General features: G+C 64.8%; 17 protein-coding genes. 11 read left to right on the top strand and 6 right to left on the bottom strand.

Annotated elements, in window-relative coordinates; all coding sequences use genetic code 11:
- Positions 1-208 precede the first annotated feature (208 nt).
- Positions 209-1,651, top strand: coding sequence for an NAD-dependent succinate-semialdehyde dehydrogenase (locus N4T19_RS19755; RefSeq protein ID WP_116926580.1), 1,443 nt, complete (start codon positions 209-211; stop codon positions 1,649-1,651).
- 97 nt (positions 1,652-1,748) lie between these two features.
- Here the strand turns inward: N4T19_RS19755 and N4T19_RS19750 are convergent, their stop codons facing one another.
- On the bottom strand, positions 1,749-2,702 hold the full coding sequence (locus N4T19_RS19750; protein WP_116926581.1) for a lysylphosphatidylglycerol synthase transmembrane domain-containing protein: 954 nt from the start codon (positions 2,700-2,702) through the stop codon (positions 1,749-1,751).
- A gap of 11 nt (positions 2,703-2,713) precedes the next feature.
- Positions 2,714-3,751, bottom strand: coding sequence for a glycosyltransferase family 2 protein (locus N4T19_RS19745; RefSeq protein ID WP_116926582.1), 1,038 nt, complete (start codon positions 3,749-3,751; stop codon positions 2,714-2,716).
- A 220-nt stretch (positions 3,752-3,971) separates the two neighbouring features.
- Here N4T19_RS19745 and N4T19_RS19740 point away from each other — a divergent pair, with 220 nt between their 5' ends.
- Genes N4T19_RS19740 through N4T19_RS19730 form a run of 3 tightly spaced genes read left to right on the top strand, consistent with a single transcriptional unit; the run spans position 3,972 to position 7,863 of the window.
- Positions 3,972-5,519, top strand: coding sequence for an ArnT family glycosyltransferase (locus N4T19_RS19740; RefSeq protein WP_260718823.1), 1,548 nt, complete (start codon positions 3,972-3,974; stop codon positions 5,517-5,519).
- The gene (locus N4T19_RS19735; RefSeq protein ID WP_260718822.1) at positions 5,516-6,526 is read left to right on the top strand and encodes an NAD-dependent epimerase; all 1,011 of its coding nucleotides are present in this window, start codon (positions 5,516-5,518) and stop codon (positions 6,524-6,526) included. The genes N4T19_RS19740 and N4T19_RS19735 overlap by 4 nt, the downstream gene beginning before the upstream one ends.
- The gene (locus tag N4T19_RS19730) at positions 6,523-7,863 is read left to right on the top strand and encodes a UDP-glucose dehydrogenase family protein (RefSeq protein ID WP_260718821.1); all 1,341 of its coding nucleotides are present in this window, start codon (positions 6,523-6,525) and stop codon (positions 7,861-7,863) included. The genes N4T19_RS19735 and N4T19_RS19730 overlap by 4 nt, the downstream gene beginning before the upstream one ends.
- A gap of 86 nt (positions 7,864-7,949) precedes the next feature.
- Here the strand turns inward: N4T19_RS19730 and N4T19_RS19725 are convergent, their stop codons facing one another.
- From N4T19_RS19725 to N4T19_RS19715, 3 genes are all read right to left on the bottom strand, one after another.
- Positions 7,950-9,446 carry an amino acid permease gene (locus tag N4T19_RS19725; protein ID WP_116926585.1) on the bottom strand — a complete coding sequence of 499 codons (1,497 nt, stop codon included), beginning with the start codon at positions 9,444-9,446 and terminating at the stop codon, positions 7,950-7,952.
- A 134-nt stretch (positions 9,447-9,580) separates the two neighbouring features.
- Positions 9,581-10,450: a D-hexose-6-phosphate mutarotase gene (locus N4T19_RS19720; RefSeq protein ID WP_182344925.1), complete on the bottom strand. Its 870-nt coding sequence runs from the start codon at positions 10,448-10,450 to the stop codon at positions 9,581-9,583.
- Positions 10,451-10,621: 171 nt separating this feature from the next.
- Entirely contained in the window at positions 10,622-11,797 is a 1,176-nt protein-coding gene (locus N4T19_RS19715; RefSeq protein ID WP_207788088.1) for a type II asparaginase, read from the bottom strand.
- Between the two features lie 323 nt (positions 11,798-12,120).
- Between N4T19_RS19715 and N4T19_RS19710 the strand changes: the two genes are divergently transcribed.
- From N4T19_RS19710 to N4T19_RS19700, 3 genes are read left to right on the top strand one after another with little or no spacing between them, the layout of a single operon-like run.
- Complete coding sequence (locus tag N4T19_RS19710; protein ID WP_116926587.1) at positions 12,121-13,965, top strand: ABC transporter ATP-binding protein; 1,845 nt, start codon at positions 12,121-12,123, stop codon at positions 13,963-13,965.
- A gap of 8 nt (positions 13,966-13,973) precedes the next feature.
- Positions 13,974-14,249, top strand: coding sequence for a DUF2164 domain-containing protein (locus N4T19_RS19705; protein WP_116926588.1), 276 nt, complete (start codon positions 13,974-13,976; stop codon positions 14,247-14,249).
- Positions 14,250-14,308: 59 nt separating this feature from the next.
- Positions 14,309-14,773: a nuclear transport factor 2 family protein gene (locus tag N4T19_RS19700; protein ID WP_116926589.1), complete on the top strand. Its 465-nt coding sequence runs from the start codon at positions 14,309-14,311 to the stop codon at positions 14,771-14,773.
- Here the strand turns inward: N4T19_RS19700 and N4T19_RS19695 are convergent.
- Positions 14,763-15,428 carry a TetR/AcrR family transcriptional regulator gene (locus tag N4T19_RS19695; protein WP_182344923.1) on the bottom strand — a complete coding sequence of 222 codons (666 nt, stop codon included), beginning with the start codon at positions 15,426-15,428 and terminating at the stop codon, positions 14,763-14,765. The two genes, N4T19_RS19700 and N4T19_RS19695, sit on opposite strands and share 11 nt — an antisense overlap.
- Positions 15,429-15,572: 144 nt before the next feature.
- Here N4T19_RS19695 and N4T19_RS19690 point away from each other — a divergent pair, with 144 nt between their 5' ends.
- Genes N4T19_RS19690 through N4T19_RS19675 form a run of 4 tightly spaced genes read left to right on the top strand, consistent with a single transcriptional unit; the run spans position 15,573 to position 19,507 of the window.
- Complete coding sequence (locus N4T19_RS19690) at positions 15,573-16,919, top strand: NAD(P)/FAD-dependent oxidoreductase (RefSeq protein ID WP_260718820.1); 1,347 nt, start codon at positions 15,573-15,575, stop codon at positions 16,917-16,919.
- Positions 16,916-17,668: a DUF1365 domain-containing protein gene (locus N4T19_RS19685; protein WP_260718819.1), complete on the top strand. Its 753-nt coding sequence runs from the start codon at positions 16,916-16,918 to the stop codon at positions 17,666-17,668. The genes N4T19_RS19690 and N4T19_RS19685 overlap by 4 nt, the downstream gene beginning before the upstream one ends.
- A complete protein-coding gene (locus N4T19_RS19680) occupies positions 17,665-18,936 on the top strand; it encodes an SAM-dependent methyltransferase (RefSeq protein ID WP_116926593.1) in 1,272 nt (423 codons plus the stop codon). The genes N4T19_RS19685 and N4T19_RS19680 overlap by 4 nt, the downstream gene beginning before the upstream one ends.
- Positions 18,929-19,507 (top strand): chalcone isomerase family protein, encoded by a 579-nt coding sequence (locus N4T19_RS19675; RefSeq protein ID WP_207788087.1) that lies wholly within the window; start codon positions 18,929-18,931, stop codon positions 19,505-19,507. The genes N4T19_RS19680 and N4T19_RS19675 overlap by 8 nt, the downstream gene beginning before the upstream one ends.
- Positions 19,508-19,511 lie beyond the last annotated feature (4 nt).

The raw sequence follows: 19,511 nt of genomic DNA, 5'->3' as shown, positions 1-19,511 counted from the left end.
GGCAAACCCCATGTTTTACCACGGGCCTGCGGCTCTATTGTGGAGAAATCCGGTACATGCCCGCCCCAGCATGTCGAAATTGCCGTGCGCGACTACGCACACCGGCATGAACGGTTAGGATTTACAGCTGTTCGCCCGCAGCCATCCATCGGCTGCCCGCGACGGCCCGACCACTGGATACCTCCAAGACACGCAAGGAAAAATGGCAATGACCACTGCATATCCGGATACCCGACTGCTGATCAACAACGAATGGTGCGATGCCTCCGACGGCAAGACCATCGATGTGGTGAACCCCGCCACGGGCAAGCCCATCGGCAAGGTGGCCCACGCTACCAAGAAAGACATGGACCGTGCACTGGAAGCCGCCCAGGCGGGTTTCCTGGTCTGGCGTGCCACCCCCGCGATCGAGCGCGCCAACATCATGCGCCGTGCCGCTGGCCTGCTGCGTGAGCGCGCCGAGCAGATCGGCCGCCTGCTGACCCAGGAGCAAGGCAAGCCCTTTGCCGAAGCCAAGGGTGAAGTGCTGGCTGGCGCCGGCATCATCGAGTGGTTTGCCGATGAAGGTCTGCGCGTCTATGGCCGCATCGTGCCCGCCCGCGTGCCCAATGTGCAGCAGCTGGTGATCAAGGAGCCGGTCGGCCCCATCGCCGCATTCACGCCCTGGAACTTCCCTGTCAACCAGGTGGTGCGCAAGTTGGGCGCGGCACTGGGCACCGGTTGCTCCTTCCTGGTGAAGGCCCCAGAAGAAACCCCCGCCTCGCCTGCTGCGCTGCTGCAGTGCTTTGTCGATGCCGGCCTACCCAAGGGCGTGCTGGGTCTGCTGTTTGGCTCGCCTTCGGAGATCTCCGAGTACCTGATCCCGCACCCGATCATCCGCAAGGTGACCTTCACCGGCTCGACCGTGGTGGGCAAGCAGCTGGCCGCGCTGGCCGGCGCCCACATGAAGCGCGTGACCATGGAGCTGGGCGGCCATGCCCCGGTGATCGTCGCCGACGACGCCGATGTGGAACTGGCCGTCAAGGCCACGGCAGCTGCCAAGTTCCGCAATGCCGGCCAGGTCTGCATCTCGCCCACCCGTTTCCTGGTGCACCGCGATGTGAAGGACGCCTTTGTCAGCGCCTTCGTCAAGCATGCCGAAAGCCTGAAGCTGGGTGATGGCCTGACGGACGGCACCACCCTGGGCCCGCTGGCCAATGCCCGCCGCCTGACCGCCATGGCCCAGGTCGTCGAAGACGCCGCTGCCAAGGGCGCCAAGGTTGCCACCGGTGGCGCACGTGTAGGCAGCGAAGGCAACTTCTTCGCGCCCACCATCCTGGCCGATGTGCCGATGAACGCCTCGGTGTTCAACGACGAGCCCTTTGGCCCGATCGCCGCGATCCGCACCTTCGACAAGCTTGAAGACGCGATCACCGAAGCCAACCGCCTGCCCTTTGGCCTGGCAGCTTACGCCTACACCCGTTCGTACAAGAACGTGCAGCTGCTGTCCAACCAGATCGAAGCGGGCATGGTCTGGATCAACCAGGCGGCCACGCCAACGGCCGAGTTCCCCTTTGGCGGTGTGAAGGACTCCGGCTACGGCAGCGAAGGCGGCCCCGAAGCCATGGAGGCTTACCTGAACTCCAAGGCCGTGTCGATCACTGCAGTCTAAAGATCGTCCCAAGGCCTGTGCGCAGGCCTTGGGTACAAAAAAAGCAAGTCTGCGGACTTGCTTTTTTCTTGGGCTCAAACATCAGGCCGCAGCCGATTCAGGATGCTGCATCCGCCTCGCGCTCGCGCCGGCTGGGCAGGCCAAAGGCGATGGCGCCCAGCGCGCCCTGCACCAGCGCATACACGCCATAGATCAGCCCCACGCCGACTGCCAAGGCCGCTGGCACGCCAAAGGGCGCCAAGGCCGCGGCACTGGCCGCTTCACGCGTGCCCCAGCCGCCCACGCTGACCGGCAAGGCCGCCATCAGAAAAATGGGCGCCATCGCAAAGGCCCAGGCGGCCAGGTCGAGATGAATGCCCAGCGCCAGCCCGCCCAGCGCCAGGGCAGCGGCAGACAGCAGTTGCACCAGCGCAGAAGAGCCCGCCTGTACCAGCATCTGGCGGTTGAAGTCCGGCCGCGCAGCGGCCTGCAGCAAGGGCTGCAACCAGCCCGGCAGGCTGGCCGCCTGGCGCCGGCCCAGCCACCACAGCAGCAGCCAGGGCAGAGCGATCCAGACGATGGTGCCCAGCAGCATCAAAGCCTGCAGCGCCGCTGGAGAAATATGCAGTACGGGCGCCAAGGCGTTGGCGGAGAGCGCCGCGCCGATGGCACCGATGGCGCAGAGCATCCACAGGCCGCTGAAACGGTCCAGTAGGACCGACAGCGAAGCGGCGGCCTTGCCCTGGCCACTGCGCTGCAGCACCACGGCGCGGTAGACATCGCCACCCACCACAGCGCCGGGCAGCAGCGCATTGAGGCCAATGGCCTGGAAATACCAGCGCAGCGCATCGGGCCAGTGCATCGGCGCGCCCAGCCACTGCGCCAGCGCGCGCCAGCGCCAGGCAGAGACCACGTTCGATGCGATGGCCGCCGCCAGCCCCGCCAGCAGCCAGCGCCCATCGGCCGCACGCAGCCGGGCCCAGAGAGCAGCAGGGTCGGCAAAGTAGGCCACGGCGCCGAGCAACGCGGCGCCACACAAGGCCTTGATGCAGGCTTTTTGTGTACGGTTCACACCAGGGGCGCTTAAAGACTCGGAGCGGCAGCGGGCTGCACGCTTGGCATACGGCCGGCATGGGCGTCCAGGCGCACCATGCGGGGGGCGTCGCCCGTCTCGTCGATCACATAGTCGTCCGCATAGTACTGGCGGCCACCGCCCGACTCGTAGTAGATGCGCGTCAGCAGCTCCCCGATCAGGCCGGCAGCAACAAAGGTCATGCCCATCAGCACCAGCATCACGCCAATGATCAGCAAGGGCCGCCCGCCAATGCTCTCACCCATCAGCTTGACGATGAACAAATAGGCCAGGATCAGAAAACCTGGCGTGGCCAGCCACAGGCCCAGGCCGCCAAAGGCGTGCAGCGGACGCTGGCGGTAGCGCATCAGGAACACCATCAGGATCAAATCCAGAATCACGCGGAAGGTGCGGTCAATGCCGTACTTGGAAACCCCCGCCGTGCGGGCATGGTGGCGCACCGGCACCTCGGTGATGCGGGCACCGGCATCGCGCGCCAGCGACGGGATGAAGCGGTGCAGCTCGCCGTAGAGGTGCACGCGGTCAATGATGTGGCGGCGGTAGGCCTTGAGCGCGCAGCCATAGTCGTGCAGCTGCACGCCGGTGGCGTTGGAGATCAAACGGTTGGCAATCTTGGAGGGCAGCTTGCGCGAGATGGCCGCATCCTGGCGGTCCTTGCGCCAGCCCGAGACCATGTCCACGCTCGGGTCGGTCTCCAGGCGGTTGAGCAGCAGGGGGATGTCATCGGGCTCGTTTTGCAGGTCGGCGTCCAGGGTCACCACATAGCGGCCCTGCACGCGGTCAAAACCGGCCTGCAGCGCGCTGGACTGACCGTAGTTGCGCGCCAGGATCACCGGGCGCAGCCAGGGGCGCGTGGCAGCCAGCTCCAGCAGGCGCTTGGCGCTGTCGTCCTTGGAGCCATCGTCCACGGCAATCAGCTCATAGCTCAGCGGCTGCGAGCGCATGGCCGCGTCAATCCGGTCGACCAGGGCGATCAGATTGTCGAACTCGTTGTAGATGGGGACGACGATGGAAACAGCAGGAGACATAGAGGGCACATTGCAAAAAGCCGCTCAAACAGGCGGCTGGACCGAGACCGGAACCGGCATGCGGCGCAGCCCAACCGGGGTTGGCGACTCTTGTGGCATTGGTAAAACAGTGGTCGCCTATACTACCTGATCCGCTCTTTCCTCTGCTGCTGATGCGACAGGCTGGTGCCGCGCCTCAGGGCTGCGGGCCCTGTATGCACCCGCATTTCGTGTTTCTGCCATGACGTCTGCGTCCCCCTCCTCCGCCAAAGATTGGCAGTCCCAGCTCTACCGCCACCCCTTGGCCTGGGTGCTGGTGCTGGCCTGTGCACATGTCCTCTCGCGCGTGGCCATCTCGGACGGCATGAAATGGGACGAATCCGAACAAATCCTCTGGTCCCAGCAGTTCCTGCTGGGCTATGGCGCCCAGCCTCCTGCTTACAGCTGGCTGCAATGGCTGGTGGGCCAGGTGCTCGGGCCCACGGTGCTGTCGCTGTCGCTGGTCAAGCACAGCCTGATCGTGCTGACCTATGTGCTGGCCTGGCAAACCGGCCGCGCGCTGCTGCCGGCCAAGGGCGCCTTCTGGGTCGCCGGCGGCCTGCTGCTGATGCTGCCCTTTGGCTGGGACAGCGTGCGCGACCAGACCCACACCATCCTGGTCACCGCGATGGCCTTTGGCGCCTGGTGGATGGCCTTGCGCCAGGTGCGCGCGCCAGATTTGGTCAATTTTGTCGGCCTGGGCATTTTTTGCGGCGTGGGCATGCTGGCCAAGTACAGCTTTGCCATGTTGATTGGCGTGTTTGCCGTAGCCGCGTTCAGCGTGCCCCAGGTGCGCCGCGCGCTGCTGGGCCGGGGCTGGTGGCTCGCGCCGCTGATTGGCCTGCTGATCTTTGCGCCGCACGGCTACTGGCTGCTGCAGCACTGGCGCGAGGCCACGACCGAAACCATCCACAAGATGGATATCTCCACCCAGGTCTCCCACCTCAAGGGCCTGGGCGCGCTGGCGACGGCCGTGTTCTCCACGCTGGGGCTGTGGCTGCTGGTCAGCCTGGCCAGCTACCGCAGCCGCTTGTGGAAGGATGCCTCCACCCCATTGCCCGCCGCAGATGTCGCTACACCTGAATGGCGCATCTGGGCCTGGCCGCTGCTGTGGCGCTACCTGGCGCTGGTGTTTGCGATCCTCGTGGGCATGGTGCTGGTGGGCGATGTCAGCAGCTTCAAGCAGCGCTGGGTGCTGCCGCTGACGGCCGTGGCACCTCTGGCCCTGTATGTCTGGCGCCCGCGCCTGCTGGCCGATGGCGTGGGCCGGGGCTACACCACCACGGTGCTGGTGTTTGCGTTGGTCTTTCTGACCTTGGCAACGGTGCGCCCCTGGCAGTCCAACCTGCGCAAGGATCCCGACGAGCTCAACCACCCCGTTGCGCAGCTGAGCGCTGCGCTGGCGGCCGCCGGCTATGACGGCCAAGGCGTCATCGTCGGCTCGGACAACATGGTTGCCGCCATGCTGCGCTCGCGCAACCCGGGGGCCTATGCCACGGCCTGCACGGCCGAGGTTGGCCGCATGGCCGACTGCCTGGCTCAAGCCCGCGCCAGGGCCGTTCACACCGGCACCGGCCTGCTGTACATTGCCCGCATGGACAAGGCCACGCCCGCCTGGTGGGAGCCGGTGCTGGCTGCGGCGCCCGGCGCGTCCGTGCAAGATCTGACCCTTCCGTTTTCCCATATGCGTGCCAGCACGCCGCCCATGCACTACCAGTATCTGTGGCTGCCCGCACCCATCACACCATGAAACCTGTTCTCGTCACCGGCGCTGCCGGTTTTATCGGCATGCACTGCGCGCTGCGCCTGCTCGAGCGCGGCCTGCCCGTGGTTGGCATCGACAACCTCAACAGCTACTACGATGTTGCGCTCAAAGAGGCGCGGCTCGCGCAGCTGCAAAGCCACCCCAACTTCCGCTTCATCCAGCTCGATCTGGCCGACCGCGCCGGCATGGCCGCGCTGTTTGATGAGGTCCAGCCCCAGCGCGTTCTGCACCTGGCCGCCCAGGCAGGGGTGCGCTACTCGATCGACCAGCCCGACGACTACACGGATGCCAACCTGCTGGGCTTTGGCCATGTGCTGCAGGGCTGCCGCAAGCACCAGGTGGCGCACCTGGTCTATGCCAGCAGCTCCAGCGTCTACGGCGGCAATGCCAAGATGCCTTATGCCGAGAGCGATGCCGTCGACCACCCGATCAGCTACTACGCGGCCACCAAGAAGGCCAACGAGCTGATGGCCCATACCTACTCGCACCTCTACCAGATGCCCACTACCGGGCTGCGGTTTTTCACGGTCTATGGGCCCTGGGGCCGTCCGGACATGGCCTTGTTCAAATTCACCAAGGCCATCCTGGCGGGCGAGACCATTGACGTCTATGGCAATGGCCAGCTGGTGCGCGATTTCACCTTCATCGACGACATCGTCGAAGGCATTTTGCGCGTGCTGGACAAACCGGCCACGCCAGATAGCCACTATGACGCGCTGCAGCCCAACCCGGGCACCAGCACCGCGCCCTACCGCATCTTCAACATCGGCAACAGCCAGCCCACCGTGCTGATGGACTACATCGCCGCGCTGGAGTCTGCCCTGGGCATGCAGGCCAACAAGCGCATGCTGCCCATCCAGCCGGGCGACATGCACAGCACCTCGGCCGACACCCGGGCCTTGCAGGCCTGGGTGCAGTTCGCCCCCTCTTTCACTGTCACAGACGGAATCCAGCGCTTTGTCGACTGGTACCGCTCGTTCTACCGCGTATGAAAGTCACTGTTTTTGGAACCGGCTATGTCGGTCTTGTTCAAGGCGCCGTGCTGGCCGATGTCGGCCACCAGGTGCTCTGTGTCGATGTCGATGCAGCCAAGGTCGCCGCGCTGCAGGCCGGCCAGATACCCATCCATGAGCCGGGCCTGGACAAGCTCGTCACCAGCAACCATGCCAACGGCCGCTTGCGCTTTACCACCGATGCAGCCCAGGGCGTGGCGCACAGCGAGGTCATCTTTTTAGCAGTGGGCACGCCCCCTGACGAAGACGGCAGCGCAGACTTGCAGTACGTGCTGGCCGTGGCCCGCACCATTGCCCAGCACATGGATGGCCCGCGCATCGTCATCAACAAATCCACCGTGCCGGTGGGCACAGCCGACAAGGTTCGCGCGGTGATCGCCGAGGGCCTGGCAGCTCGCGGCGCCAGCCACGGCTTCGACGTGGTCTCCAACCCGGAATTCCTCAAGGAAGGCGCCGCGGTGGCCGACTGCCAGCGGCCGGACCGCATCATCATTGGCACCAGCAACCCCGCATCCGAGGCGCGGCTGCGCGAGCTGTATGCGCCCTTCAACCGCAACCACGACAAGATCGTGGTGATGGATGTGAAGAGTGCCGAGCTGACCAAGTACGCCGCCAACGCCATGCTGGCCACCAAGATCAGCTTCATGAACGAGATCGCCAATCTGGCCGAGCGCCTGGGCGCCAATGTGGAGGCGGTGCGCCGCGGCATTGGCAGCGATCCGCGCATTGGCTACCACTTCATCTACCCTGGCGTGGGTTATGGAGGCAGCTGCTTCCCCAAGGATGTGAAGGCCCTGGTGCGCACGGCCGAGGAGATCGGCTTCGATCCCCTGCTGCTCAACGCCGTCGAAGCCCGCAATGAGGCCCAGCGCAATGTGCTGTTCGAGCGCATCAGCGCCTTTTATGACGGCCAGCTGCAGGGCAAGACGATTGCGCTGTGGGGCCTGGCCTTCAAGCCCAATACCGATGACATGCGCGAGGCGCCCAGCCGTAACCTGCTTGAATCGCTGTGGGCCGCTGGCGCCCGCGTGCAGGCCTATGACCCTGTCGCCATGCAGGAGGCCCAGCGCATCTATGGCCAACGCAACGACCTGGTGCTCGCTGCCGACCCCGAGGCCTGCTTGCAAGGCGCCGACTGCCTGGCCATCGTCACCGAGTGGCAGATCTTCCGCGCGCCCGATTTTGGCCAGCTGGCCCAGAGCCTGCGCGACCGCATGGTCTTTGACGGCCGCAACCTCTATGATCCTGCTTTGGTGGCCGGCTATGGCCTGGGCTATGTGTCGATTGGCCGCCAACCGGTGCCACGCAGCGAATAAGGCCGCTGGCGATCAACCACAAAAAAAGCGAGTCCTCCGACTCGCTTTTTGCTGCATGGGGGCCACTGCTGCAGCCCGCGCCCCGCTTATTTGTCGCCCACCACCTGGCCATCAAAGCGCATATCGGCATAGGCCACGGTGCGGCTGCCTTTGGCCCAGCGGTAGCCCCACCAGATCAGCAGGAACACCGGCAGGCCGATATAGGTGGCCACCACGCCGCCCCAGTCGATATGGTCTTTCAAGAAGGCCTCGTAGTTCTGACCCAGCGTGATGACCAGGCAGAGCACAAACGCAAAGATGGGGCCAAACGGGAACCAGGGCGAGACATAGGGCAGCTGCGACACATCATGGCCCTGCGCCAAAAAGCCCTTGCGGAAGCGGTAGTGGCTGATCGCAATGCCCAGCCAGGCGATAAAGCCGGTCATGCCCGAGAGGTTGAGCAGCCACAGGTAGACGGTCTGCGGGCTGAACAGAAAGCTGAAAAAGCACAGACCGGCCATCACCGTTGTCGCCAGCAAGGCCATCACCGGCACGCCATGGCGCGAGAGGCGGCCAAAAATGCGCGGCGCCATGCCCTGGCAGGCCAGCGTGTAGAGCATGCGGGTGGAGGCATACATGCCCGAGTTGCCGGCCGACAGCACCGAGGTCAGCACCACGGCATTCATGATGACGGCCGCCGACAGCAGGCCCGCCTTCTGGAACACCAGCGTGAAGGGGCTGACGCTGATATCGCCGATGTCATTGCGCAGCAGATGCGGGTCGGTGTAGCTCACCAGCGAGCCGATCACCGCAATGGCCAGGACATAGAACAGCAGGATGCGCCAGAACACCTGGCGCACCGCGCGCGGGATGTTCTTGGCGGGGTTCTCGGATTCAGCTGCTGCAATGCCAATGAGCTCGGTGCCCTGGAAGGAAAAGCCCACGATCATCGCCACACCGATCAAGGCCGCAAAGCCTCCGGCAAAGGGCGCATCGGCCACCTGCCAGTTGGCGATGGCGCCCCAGACGCCGTCGGTAGGCCCGCCTTTCAGAATGCCAAAAATCATCGCCACGCCCAGCGCGATGAAAACCAGCACCGTCGTCACCTTGATCGCGGCAAACCAGTACTCGGCCTCGCCAAAACCGCGCACCGAGATGGCATTGAGGGCCACCATCAGCAGCAGGAACAGCGCGCTCCACCAGTAGCCCGGCACATCGGGGAACCAGTAGGCCATCACCAGCTGCGAGGCCACCAGATCGACCGCAATCGTGATGGCCCAGTTGTACCAGTAGTTCCAGCCCAGCGCGAAGCCAAAGCCCTCGTCCACATAGCGCGCGCCATAGGTGGCAAACGAGCCCGACACCGGCATGAAGGCCGCCAGCTCGCCCAGGCTGGTCATCAAAAAATAGACCATCAGGCCGATGACGCCATAGGCCAGCAGCGCGCCACCGGGCCCCGCCTGCGCAATGGTGGCGCCCGAGGCCACAAACAGCCCCGTGCCGATGGAGCCGCCAATGGCAATCATCGACAGATGGCGCGCCTTGAGATCACGGCGCAGTTCATTGACTGGCGCGGAAGAAGATGAAGACCCAGAACCCGGCATACACAAAAAAGCATGGCCACAAGCGCCATGCCGACAATGACAAGGCCGCCATTATCGGGTTTTCCCCTGCTCTGCGGTAGTGTCCGCCCACAATTCCGCCACAGGGCGCGTGTTTCCTTGAGGGCGCGTTGGCGTCAGCCCAAGGTCAAGGTCTGGCTGATCGACCATGGCTGGCCCGGAGCCAGCTGCACCGGCGTGTCGATGCTGGCCGCCTCCACACACAGCATCTGGCGCCAGCCATCATCGGGCATATCGGCCAGGCTGTGGCTCAGCAGCAAGCCCGGGTTCCAGACCACCACCTCGCTGGCCGTGCTGCTGTGGACAATCTCCAGCCTGCGGCCGGACGGCACCTCGGGCTGGCGCAGCTGCAGCGCCGTGCCCGCTGCGTCCGGTGTGGAAAACACCCGGTCAAAGCCCTGCTCGGTGGTCGTGGCAAAACCCACATCGCCCGGCGGCTGCACAAAGCGGGTATCGGCCAGTGCATCCCAGCAGGCCAGGCCCTGCAGGCCGGACAACCGCGTTTGCGCCACATCGTCCACCTGCAGGTAGCTGTGCAGCGCGCAGGTCATGGACCAGGCGACCTGGTCGGTGTTCTGCACATCCAGGCGAATGGAGAGGCTGCCCGCCTGCACGCCAATGCGCAGCCGCGCATCAAAGGCATGGGGCCAGTAAGCGCGCGTGGCCTCGCTGTCCGTCAATTGCATCACGATGCCGGCTTCATCGCCCTCCCGCATCTGCCAGGGCAGGTTGCGTGCAAAGCCATGCTTGGGCAGCGGCCCGCGCGTGTTGAACTGTGGAAAGCAGACCGGCACACCGCCGCGAATCGCCGCCTGGCCATCGCGCAGGCTGGCCGGGCTCAGATACAGGTGCTCACGGCCATCGGCCGTTTTCCAGGACAGCAGCTGCGCGCCCTGCTCGGCCACCACGGCCGATGACCCGTCGGGCCACTGGGCACACCAGGCGGCAAAGCCTTCGTAGCTGATTCGGGTCCACGCATGCGCCATCTTCTTTGCTCCTGTGAATGCAGCGATTGTGACATTGGCAGCGGCCCCCGCTGCCGCTGGCGAGCAACGCAGCGGACAGAAAAAAGGACAGCGCTTGCTGTCCTTTGGTATGCGCGATGGGGTTGCGCATTGTCGAAGCAGGTGCCCAGCCTCAGCCGGGCACGCTGGCGATCAATATTCCCAGAAAATGCGCTGGATTTCCTTGGGGTCGTTGGTCTTGGTCAGCGCCAGCGCTGCCAGCAGGCGGGCTTTTTCCGGGCGCAGGTCATGCGCGACCACCCAGTCGTACTTGTCATCGGGCTGCTCGGCATTGCGCAGCACAAAGCCATAAGGCACGCGTGCCGAGCGGATCACCTGCACGCCCTTGCTGCGCGCTTCCTGCAGCGCGGGGACGATGCGGTCCGCCACCGAGCCATTGCCGGTGCCGGCATGCACGATCGCCTTGGCGCCGGTGCCGACAAATGCATCAATCGCAGTGCGCGGCACATTGCCGTAGCTGTAGACCACTTCGACGGCAGGCAGGCTGGATATGGTGTCGATGTTGAACTCGGACTGCATCGTGTGGCGCTTGATTGGCGCACGGAACCAGTAGTTCTTGCCTTCCACCACCATGCCCAACGGGCCCCACTGGCTTTGGAACGCGCTGGTCTTGATGTTCACATCCTTGTTCACATCACGCGCGGTCTGGATCTCGTCGTTCATCGTCACAACCACGCCCTTGCCTTCGGCATCCTTGGACGCTGCCACGCTCACGGCGTTGACCAGGTTCAGAGCGCCATCGGCCGACAGCGCGGTGCCTGGGCGCATCGAGCCCACGACCACGATGGGCTTGTTGGTGTGCACCGTCAGGCTCAGGAAATAGGCCGTCTCGGCCAGCGTGTCGGTGCCGTGGGTGATGACCACGCCATCCACATCGGGCTGCTTGACCAGCGCAGAGACGCGCTTGGCCAGCACCAGCAGGTTGTCGTTGGTAAAGCTCTCGGAGGCAATCTGGAAGACCTGCTCACCGCGCACCTGGGCGACCTTGGACAGCTCAGGCAGGCCGGCGAGCAGCTTGTCCACCGGCACCTTGGCGGCGCTGTAGGTGGCGCTGTTCATTGCCGATGCACCGGCGCCGGCAATCGTGCCGCCGGTGGCCAGCACGACCACATTGCGCTGGCCTTGCTGGGCCACCTGAGGCGCAGCCGCTGGCGCTGCAGCAGGTGCGGCGGCAACGGCAGGGGCCGCCGCAGCGGCTTGGGTGTTTTGGGGGCCGCTGGCGCAAGCGCCCAGGCTCAGCGTGACCGCCAGGGTCACAGCACTCAGTGCGGGAAACCGCCAGCGGGCCGCTTGGGACACCTGCAGCATTGTTGTCGATTTGTGTGGCATCAGTAGCACCTCGTGTCAAAAGCCGCTATCTTAGAAACAGTGTGCGGGCTGCGCATTGGTGAACACACCTATGGTTTTTTGCAAGCCCATAGGTTGAAAGATTGACGCCCAGGCGACGGTTCGCCGACACAAAGACACCCGCCCCTCTAGGGCTATGTTGGCCGCCCGCCAAGGGGGTCGCGGGCGCCGCTAGACTTGCCGGATCGGGGTTGTTACCACTGTTAATATCAACAGCTGCTTACCATGCAGCGCCAGGGCTGGCACAGACCCAGCGCCCCAGCCCTATTGCAGGAGATCAGTGCATGTTTTCGTTTTTCGAGCGGCGGGTGCCGCCCTATCCCAGTGCCGAACCCCAGGTTCCACCCAAGGGGTTTTTTGCTTTCATGTGGGCCTGTACGCAAGGCATGCGGGGCTGGATCGGCTTGCTCACGGCCACCTCGGCCCTGCTGGCCGTCTATGAGGCCTTGCTGTTTGCCGTCATGGGCCATGTGGTCGATTGGCTGGCGACCCTGTCGCCCAACAACTTCTGGGCCGAGCAGGGCGGCACTGCGCTGGGCATCGCCGGCGTGCTGCTGGGCAGTGTGCTGCTGCTGGGCCTGCACACGCAGGTGATGCACCAGGTGCTGGCCATCAACTTCCCGATGCGGCTGCGCTGGGTGTTCCACCGCCTGATGCTGGGCCAGAGCATGTCCTTCTACGCCGACGAGTTTGCCGGCCGCATCACCACCAAGATCATGCAGACGGCACTGTCCGTGCGCGAAGTGGTGTTCATGATTGTTGATGTGCTGGTAGGCGTGAGCGTCTACATGATCGGCATCCTGATCCTGGCGGCCAGCTTCGAGTGGCGGCTGATGCTTCCTTTCCTGCTGTGGCTGCTCGCCTATATCGGCGCCTGCTTCTACTTTGTGCCGCGCCTGGGCAAGATCGGCAAGGCCCAGGCCGATGCGCGCTCGATGATGACCGGCCGCGTGACCGACGCCTATACCAATATCGCCACCGTCAAGCTGTTCGCCCACACCAGGCGTGAGGCCGACTACGCCCGCAGCGCGATGGAAGCCTTCAAGCAGACCGGCCATGCACAGATGCGCCTGGTCAGCCTGTTCGAGATCACCAACCACCTGATGATCACGCTGCTGCTGCTGGGCGCATCGGGCACGGCGCTGTACCTGTGGATGAATGGCCAGGCCAGCGCCGGTGTGGTCGCCGCCGTGATCGCGATGGCCCTGCGCCTGATGGGCTACTCGCACTGGGTGATGTGGCAGATGACGGGCCTGTTCGAGAACGTCGGCACCATCCAGGACGGTATCAACACCTTGACCAAGCCGCGCAGCATCGTCGATGCCAGCGGCGCCAAGCCCCTGGTGGTGCAGCAAGGCCGCATCGAGTTCGACAACGTCAGCTTTGCCTACAAGGATGCGGGCCGCCCGGTCATCGACCAGCTCAACCTGACCATCCACCCCGGCGAGCGCATTGGCCTCATTGGCCGCTCGGGCGCCGGCAAGTCGACCCTGGTCAACCTGCTGCTGCGCTTCCACGACCTGGCCGGCGGCCAGATCCGCATCGATGGCCAGGACATTGCCAAGGTCACGCAAGACAGCCTGCGCAGCAATATCGGCATGGTGACGCAAGACACCTCGCTGCTGCACCGCTCGATGCGCGACAACATCCTCTATGGCCGCCCCGACGCCAGCGAAGAAGACATGCGCCGCGCCACCGAGCGTGCCGAGGCATCCGACTTTATCGCCACACTGAGTGACCGTTTTGGCCGCACCGGCTACGACGCCCAGGTGGGTGAGCGCGGCGTCAAGCTCTCGGGCGGCCAGCGCCAGCGCGTAGCCATTGCCCGCGTGATGCTCAAAGACGCCCCTATCCTGCTGCTGGACGAAGCTACCAGCGCGCTCGACAGCGAGGTCGAGGCTGCCATCCAGGAGAGCCTGGACAGCCTCATGCATGGCAAGACCGTCATCGCCATTGCGCACCGCCTGTCCACCATCGCCGCGATGGACCGCCTGATCGTCATGGACAAGGGCCAGATCATCGAGCAAGGCAGCCACCAGCAGCTGCTGGCCCAAGGCGGCATCTATGCCAAGCTCTGGGCCCACCAGAGCGGCGGCTTCCTGGCCGAGCCGGTCGATGGACCTCTGTAAATCTGCATATGGCTATTGAACTCAAAAAGGACGTGCACGACCGTGCCGTCCAATCCATCGAACGCTACTTCGAGCAGACCCAGGGCGAGCGCATCGGCAATATGACCGCCGCCGCGCTGCTTGGCTTCTTCCTGAAGGAAATCGGCCCCAGCCTCTACAACCAGGGTGTGGCCGACGCCCAGGCCCGCATGCACGAGCGCCTGCAGGAGCTCGACTATGAGGTGCATGAGGACGAGTTTGGCTACTGGAACAAGGCCAGCGGCAAGCGAGAATCACGGGACTAGCCGCTGCGCGCAGCGGCCTGCCGCACGCCGCTCAGATCGTCCCCCATAGGAGCACAACGATGTCCGCCATGACTTCCGATTCCGATCTCACCGCAGCCGGGGTGCAGCGGCTGGTGGCGTTCTACGAGTCCCTCGCGCCTGAGAGCCTCCAGCAGCTGGGCAGCTACTACGCAGCGGATGCTTTTTTCAAGGACCCGTTCAACGAGGTACGCGGTGTGCCGGCCATTGCCGCCATTTTTGCGCATATGTTTGAGACGCTGCATGAGCCGCGCTTTATCGTCACCCAGCAGCTGGTGCAGGGCGAGCGGGCGTCCCTGGAGTGGGAGTTCCGCTTTCGCTTTCGGCGCTGGAACGCGCAAGCGTCCCAGTGCATCTACGGCGCTTCACTGTTGCGCTTCGATGCGCAAGGGCGCGTGTCCCACCACCGCGACTACTGGGACGCCGCAGAAGAGCTGTACGAGAAATTACCGGCGATTGGCGCCCTGATGCGCTGGCTGCGGCGCAACGCCTCGGTCAAGCGCTAGGAGCCGCACCGGGCGCCGCCGCCGGCCCGGCCAGGCCGTGAAAGGTGGTGCCCGTCACCCAGTCGATGATCTGGTCATCGCTGTACTGGCCCGAGTCCTTGAGCAGACCCAGCACCGGATCGCAGGCCCGGGCAAACAAGGTGTAGAGCACCAGCTCAGCCGGCAACGCCGCTGGCAGCTGGCCGCGGGTCTGGGCCTCGGTGATCCAGATGCTCAGCCGGTTGCTCAGCGCAATCAGCCGGTCCATATAGGCATCGTTGGACTGCAGCGAGGCGCTGAGGTTGGAGTTTTGCGCGGGCAGCGACGGCATCTGCCCTTCCAGCTGGGTGCGCATGGCCCAGCGCACCACCGCCTTCAACTGCTCCAGCGCCGCGATGGGCTGGCCTGCCTCTGCCGCCGCCTGGGCCGCATTGCGCAAGTCATCAACAAAACCCAAGGCGCGATCCAGCACCCCCACCATGGCGGCGCCAGCCAATTCTTCCTTCGACGTGAACAGCTTGTAAAGGCTGGCCTTGGCCATGCCCGCCTCCGCCGCCACCTCATCGACCGTCATCGCGTCGTAGCCCTTGGTCGCGAGAAGGCGGTTCACCGCCGTCACGATGGCCTCTTCACGCACACGTTGTATTTGTTCCTTGATGGCGGACCGAGCATTCATGCCGCTATTTTATGACGTAGCAGGTCATGAAGAAGACTAAATGGTGCATTTTTGACATTTGTGGTTTATAGTGTGAACTCATCAGTTCAACAATTGATCTACAAGGTTCAAACGTTTGACTGTGGCATCTACAGGGGGCCTTTCATGCAACGCATCGCTGTCATCGGATCGGGGATTTCTGGGCTGGCTGCTGCCACCCACTTGGCCCGTTCGCAGGCATCGCACCGGGTCAGTCTGCTGGAAGCTGGCAGCCATTTCGGCGGCCATGCCAACACAGTGGACCTGAGCCTGAACGGCATCACGCACGGCGTCGATACCGGTTTTCTGGTGTTCAACCACCGCACCTACCCCTTGCTGACCCAGCTCTTCCAAGACCTCCAGGTCGATACGGTGGCCGCTGAGATGTCGTTCTCCGTCCAGGTGCCCGGTGCCAACGGGGCATCTGCGCTGGAATGGAGCGGCCGGTCCCTGGCCAGCGTGTTTGCCCAAAAACGCAATCTGCTGCGCCCGCGCTTTTGGGGCATGCTGCGGGACATCGCCCGCTTCAACCGCCTGACCACCGAGATCGCCGAGCGCCAGGCTGAGGCCGAGATGACGGCCTCGATCGCTGCATTCCTGGACCAGCACCATTTCTCTGCCGCATTCCGCAGCGACTATCTGCTGCCGATGCTGGGCTGCATCTGGTCCTGCCCCACGGACCAAATGCTGCACTTCCCCGTCGCCACGATGATTCGCTTCTGCCACAACCACGGCCTGATCCAGGTGCGCGACCGGCCGCAGTGGTACAGCGTGCGCGGAGGCTCACGCCAGTACGTGCGCCGCCTGCTGGCCCGTTTGACGCAGGATGGCCGCCACGAGGCGCGCCTGAACACGCCGGTGCTCGGCCTGCAGCGCCACCCGCAAGGCGTGATGGTGCAGATGGCGCAGGGCGCCGAATGGTTTGATGCCGTGGTTCTGGCCTGCCACAGCGACCAGGCCTTGCAGCTGTTGGGCAATGGCGCCACGGCCGCTGAACGCGCGGTGCTAGGCAGCATCCGCTACCAGCCCAATGAGGCGGTATTGCATACCGACAGCAGCGTGCTGCCCCAGCGCCAGGCGGCCTGGGCCGCGTGGAACTACGAGCGCGCAGCGGCATCCAGCGCCGAGCAAGCGGGCGTCTGCCTGCACTACCTGATCAACCGGCTCCAGCCCTTGCCTTGGCAGCAGCCGGTGGTGGTATCGCTCAACCCAGCGCGCCCGATTGCGGCAGACCAGGTACATGCCCGCATCCAGTACAGCCACCCCGTTTTTGACCAGGCAGCCATCGACGCCCAGCGCCTGCTGCCCCAGCTGCAGGGCCAGCTGCGCACCTGGTTTTGCGGCGCCTGGTGCGGCTATGGCTTCCACGAGGACGGGCTGCGGTCCGGCCTGGCCGCTGCCGCTAGCCTGTGCCAGTCGCTGGAGGGCGCCGCGCCGCTCGCGCAGGCGCCGGCACTGGAGGAGGCCGCATGACCAGCCCCTCACTGATCGGCTTTGGCCACATCTGGCACCAGCGCTTGCGCCCGGTGGTGCATGCCTTCCGCTACCCCGGGTATTTCTTGCTGCTGCCCCTGCGCAGCTTGCGTGACCAGCCCGATGCGGTGCTGCGCCGCAACCGGCGCGGCCTGATCAGCTTTTATGACCGCGACCATGGCGAGGGCAGCGCCGACTGCCTGGCCTGGTTTGACCAGCTGCTGCAGCAAGAAGGTATCGACGACGCGGTCGGCGAGGTCTGGCTGCACACTTTCCCACGTGTGCTGGGCTATGCCTTCAAGCCGGTCAGCTTCTGGTATGCGCACCGCGCAGATGGCTCGCTGGCCGCCGTGCTGGCCGAGGTCAATAACACCTTTGGCGAACGCCATGCCTACCTGCTGGCCGGGCCCGATCTGGCCTGGGGCACGGAACAGGTGGCGGCCAAATGCTTCCATGTGTCGCCGTTTTGCAATGTGCAGGGCGAATACCGCTTCCGCTTTGTGCGCAGCGACAGCCGCAACCAGGTGCAGGTCGACCTGCATGACGAGGCCGGCGCGCTGCTGCGCACCGGCGTCGCAGGCACGCTGCAGCCCTTGACCCGTGCCACTGTGCGGCGCGCATTCTGGGGCATGCCGCTGATGACGCTGGGTGTCGTGTTCCGCATCCACTGGCAGGCGCTGCGCCTGTGGTTCAAGCGCCTGCCCTTCCATCGCAAACCCACCGCGCCCAAGCGCTTCGTCACACGATGAACTCCACCACCGCCTCCCTGCCGAGCCCGTCCGCCAAAGCCGGGCAATCCATCCCCCGCGGCGCGCGCCAGGTGCTGCAGCTGCTGGAGCACCTGCCCTGCGGTCAGCTCGATATGCAGCTGCCCGATGGGCAACTGCGGCATTTCAGCCAACAGCCCGCAGCGCAGGCCGATGCGCGCTGTGCCATCCAGGATTGGGAGGCGCTGGAACGCGTGCAGCGCTCGGGCGATATCGGCCTGGCCGAAGGCTATATCGAGGGCCAGTGGGACAGCCCCGATCTGAGCGCACTGCTGCGCCTGTGCATCAGCAACCGCGACCACATGGAGCAGCTGGTATATGGCAGCTGGTGGGGGCGGCTGGGTTTTCGCTTGCGCCACCTGCTCAACCGCAACACCCGCTCGGGCAGCGCGCGCAACATCCATGCCCACTACGACCTGGGCAATGACTTTTACCGCCTCTTTCTCGACCCGAGCATGAACTACAGCGCGGCCTGGTTTGAGGGGCGCAGCGGCGATGCGCTGGCCCAGGCCGATCTGCAGCAGGCCCAGCAGGCCAAGATGCGCAGAGCCTTGCAAGAAACCGGGCTGCAAGCCGGCGAACGTCTGCTGGAAATTGGTTGCGGCTGGGGTGCACTGGCGCAGACGGCCGCCACCGAGTTTGGCGCCCAGGTGACCGGGGTGACCTTGTCGCGCGAGCAGCGCCAATGGGGTCTGGAGCGCATCGCCCAAGCGGGCCTGCAAGCCCAGGTCGATCTGCGCTACCAGGACTACCGGGACCTGGCCGCCCAGCACCAGTCGCAGCCCTTCGATGCCATCGTGTCCATTGAGATGTTTGAAGCGGTGGGGCATGAATACTGGCGTAGCTATTTCCAGACGCTGCGCCAGTGCCTCAAGCCCGGTGGCTATGCCTGTGTGCAATCGATCACCTTGCGCGACGACTTGTTTGCGCGCTACCTGCGCTCGACCGATTTCATCCAGCAGTACATCTTCCCGGGCGGCTTGCTGCCGAGCGTCCAGGCCTTTGAGCACGAAGCACGCCAGGCGGGTTTGACCGTGGATAAGAAGCTGCATTTTGGCAGCGACTACGCCGAGACGCTGCGGCGCTGGCGCCAGGCCTTCGAGCAGCAGATCGATGCTGTCCGCGAACAGGGCTTTGATGAACGCTTTGTGCGCATCTGGCGCTTCTACCTCGCCTACTGCGAGGCCTCGTTCGACATGGGCAATACCGATGTGGTCCAGTTCACACTGCGCAGGCCCGACCATGCCTGAAATTCGCCGTCGCCAAGCCCTGGGCTGGGGCGCCAGCCTTCTTGCTCTCTCCATGACTGCCATGACCCACAACCTCCTCGCTGCCACGCCTGCCTCCCCTGCCCCTCCCGCTGAGCTGGGCACGGCCTTGCCAGGCGCCCGCCTGGTGGGCACCGGAGTGCTGCGGTTTTTTGGGCTGCGGGTGTATGAGGCGCGCCTGTGGGCGGCTGCCGGCTTCAACCCGCTGGACTATGCGCGCCAGCCCTTTGCGCTGGAGCTGGTCTATGACCGCAAGCTCGAGGGCGAGGCCATCGCTGAGCGCTCCATCGCCGAGATGCGCCGGGTGGCGCCCTTCTCCGAAGACCAGGGCCGCCAGTGGCTGCGCATGATGAAGCAGGCCTTTCCCGATGTGGTGGCGCAGGACCGCCTGCTGGGTTTGAACGACGGTGCGGGCAAGGTCGTTTTCTTGCACAACGGGCGCGAGACTGCAGCCATTGACGACGCGCTGTACGCGCGCCTGTTCTTTGGCATCTGGCTGTCGGAGCAAACCTCCGCACCGGCGCTGCGCGCTGCACTGCTGGGCCAGGGCTGAGGAC

This window comes from Comamonas squillarum (genome assembly GCF_025309455.1).
GTDB lineage: Bacteria > Pseudomonadota > Gammaproteobacteria > Burkholderiales > Burkholderiaceae_C > Comamonas > Comamonas squillarum.
The sequence above is the reverse complement of the archived record's forward strand: the minus strand, read 5'-3'. Positions and strand labels throughout refer to the sequence as shown.

Excerpts from the sequence above, each read along its gene's own strand:
- N4T19_RS19755 (WP_116926580.1), top strand. The coding sequence starts at position 209 with ATGACCACTGCATATCCGGATACCCGACTGCTGATCAACAACGAATGG.
- N4T19_RS19745 (WP_116926582.1), bottom strand. The coding sequence starts at position 3,751 with ATGTCTCCTGCTGTTTCCATCGTCGTCCCCATCTACAACGAGTTCGAC.
- N4T19_RS19740 (WP_260718823.1), top strand. The coding sequence starts at position 3,972 with ATGACGTCTGCGTCCCCCTCCTCCGCCAAAGATTGGCAGTCCCAGCTC.
- N4T19_RS19735 (WP_260718822.1), top strand. The coding sequence starts at position 5,516 with ATGAAACCTGTTCTCGTCACCGGCGCTGCCGGTTTTATCGGCATGCAC.
- N4T19_RS19730 (WP_260718821.1), top strand. The coding sequence starts at position 6,523 with ATGAAAGTCACTGTTTTTGGAACCGGCTATGTCGGTCTTGTTCAAGGC.
- N4T19_RS19725 (WP_116926585.1), bottom strand. The coding sequence starts at position 9,446 with ATGCCGGGTTCTGGGTCTTCATCTTCTTCCGCGCCAGTCAATGAACTG.
- N4T19_RS19720 (WP_182344925.1), bottom strand. The coding sequence starts at position 10,450 with ATGGCGCATGCGTGGACCCGAATCAGCTACGAAGGCTTTGCCGCCTGG.
- N4T19_RS19715 (WP_207788088.1), bottom strand. The coding sequence starts at position 11,797 with ATGCTGCAGGTGTCCCAAGCGGCCCGCTGGCGGTTTCCCGCACTGAGT.
- N4T19_RS19710 (WP_116926587.1), top strand. The coding sequence starts at position 12,121 with ATGTTTTCGTTTTTCGAGCGGCGGGTGCCGCCCTATCCCAGTGCCGAA.
- N4T19_RS19705 (WP_116926588.1), top strand. The coding sequence starts at position 13,974 with ATGGCTATTGAACTCAAAAAGGACGTGCACGACCGTGCCGTCCAATCC.
- N4T19_RS19700 (WP_116926589.1), top strand. The coding sequence starts at position 14,309 with ATGTCCGCCATGACTTCCGATTCCGATCTCACCGCAGCCGGGGTGCAG.
- N4T19_RS19695 (WP_182344923.1), bottom strand. The coding sequence starts at position 15,428 with ATGAATGCTCGGTCCGCCATCAAGGAACAAATACAACGTGTGCGTGAA.
- N4T19_RS19690 (WP_260718820.1), top strand. The coding sequence starts at position 15,573 with ATGCAACGCATCGCTGTCATCGGATCGGGGATTTCTGGGCTGGCTGCT.
- N4T19_RS19685 (WP_260718819.1), top strand. The coding sequence starts at position 16,916 with ATGACCAGCCCCTCACTGATCGGCTTTGGCCACATCTGGCACCAGCGC.
- N4T19_RS19680 (WP_116926593.1), top strand. The coding sequence starts at position 17,665 with ATGAACTCCACCACCGCCTCCCTGCCGAGCCCGTCCGCCAAAGCCGGG.
- N4T19_RS19675 (WP_207788087.1), top strand. The coding sequence starts at position 18,929 with ATGCCTGAAATTCGCCGTCGCCAAGCCCTGGGCTGGGGCGCCAGCCTT.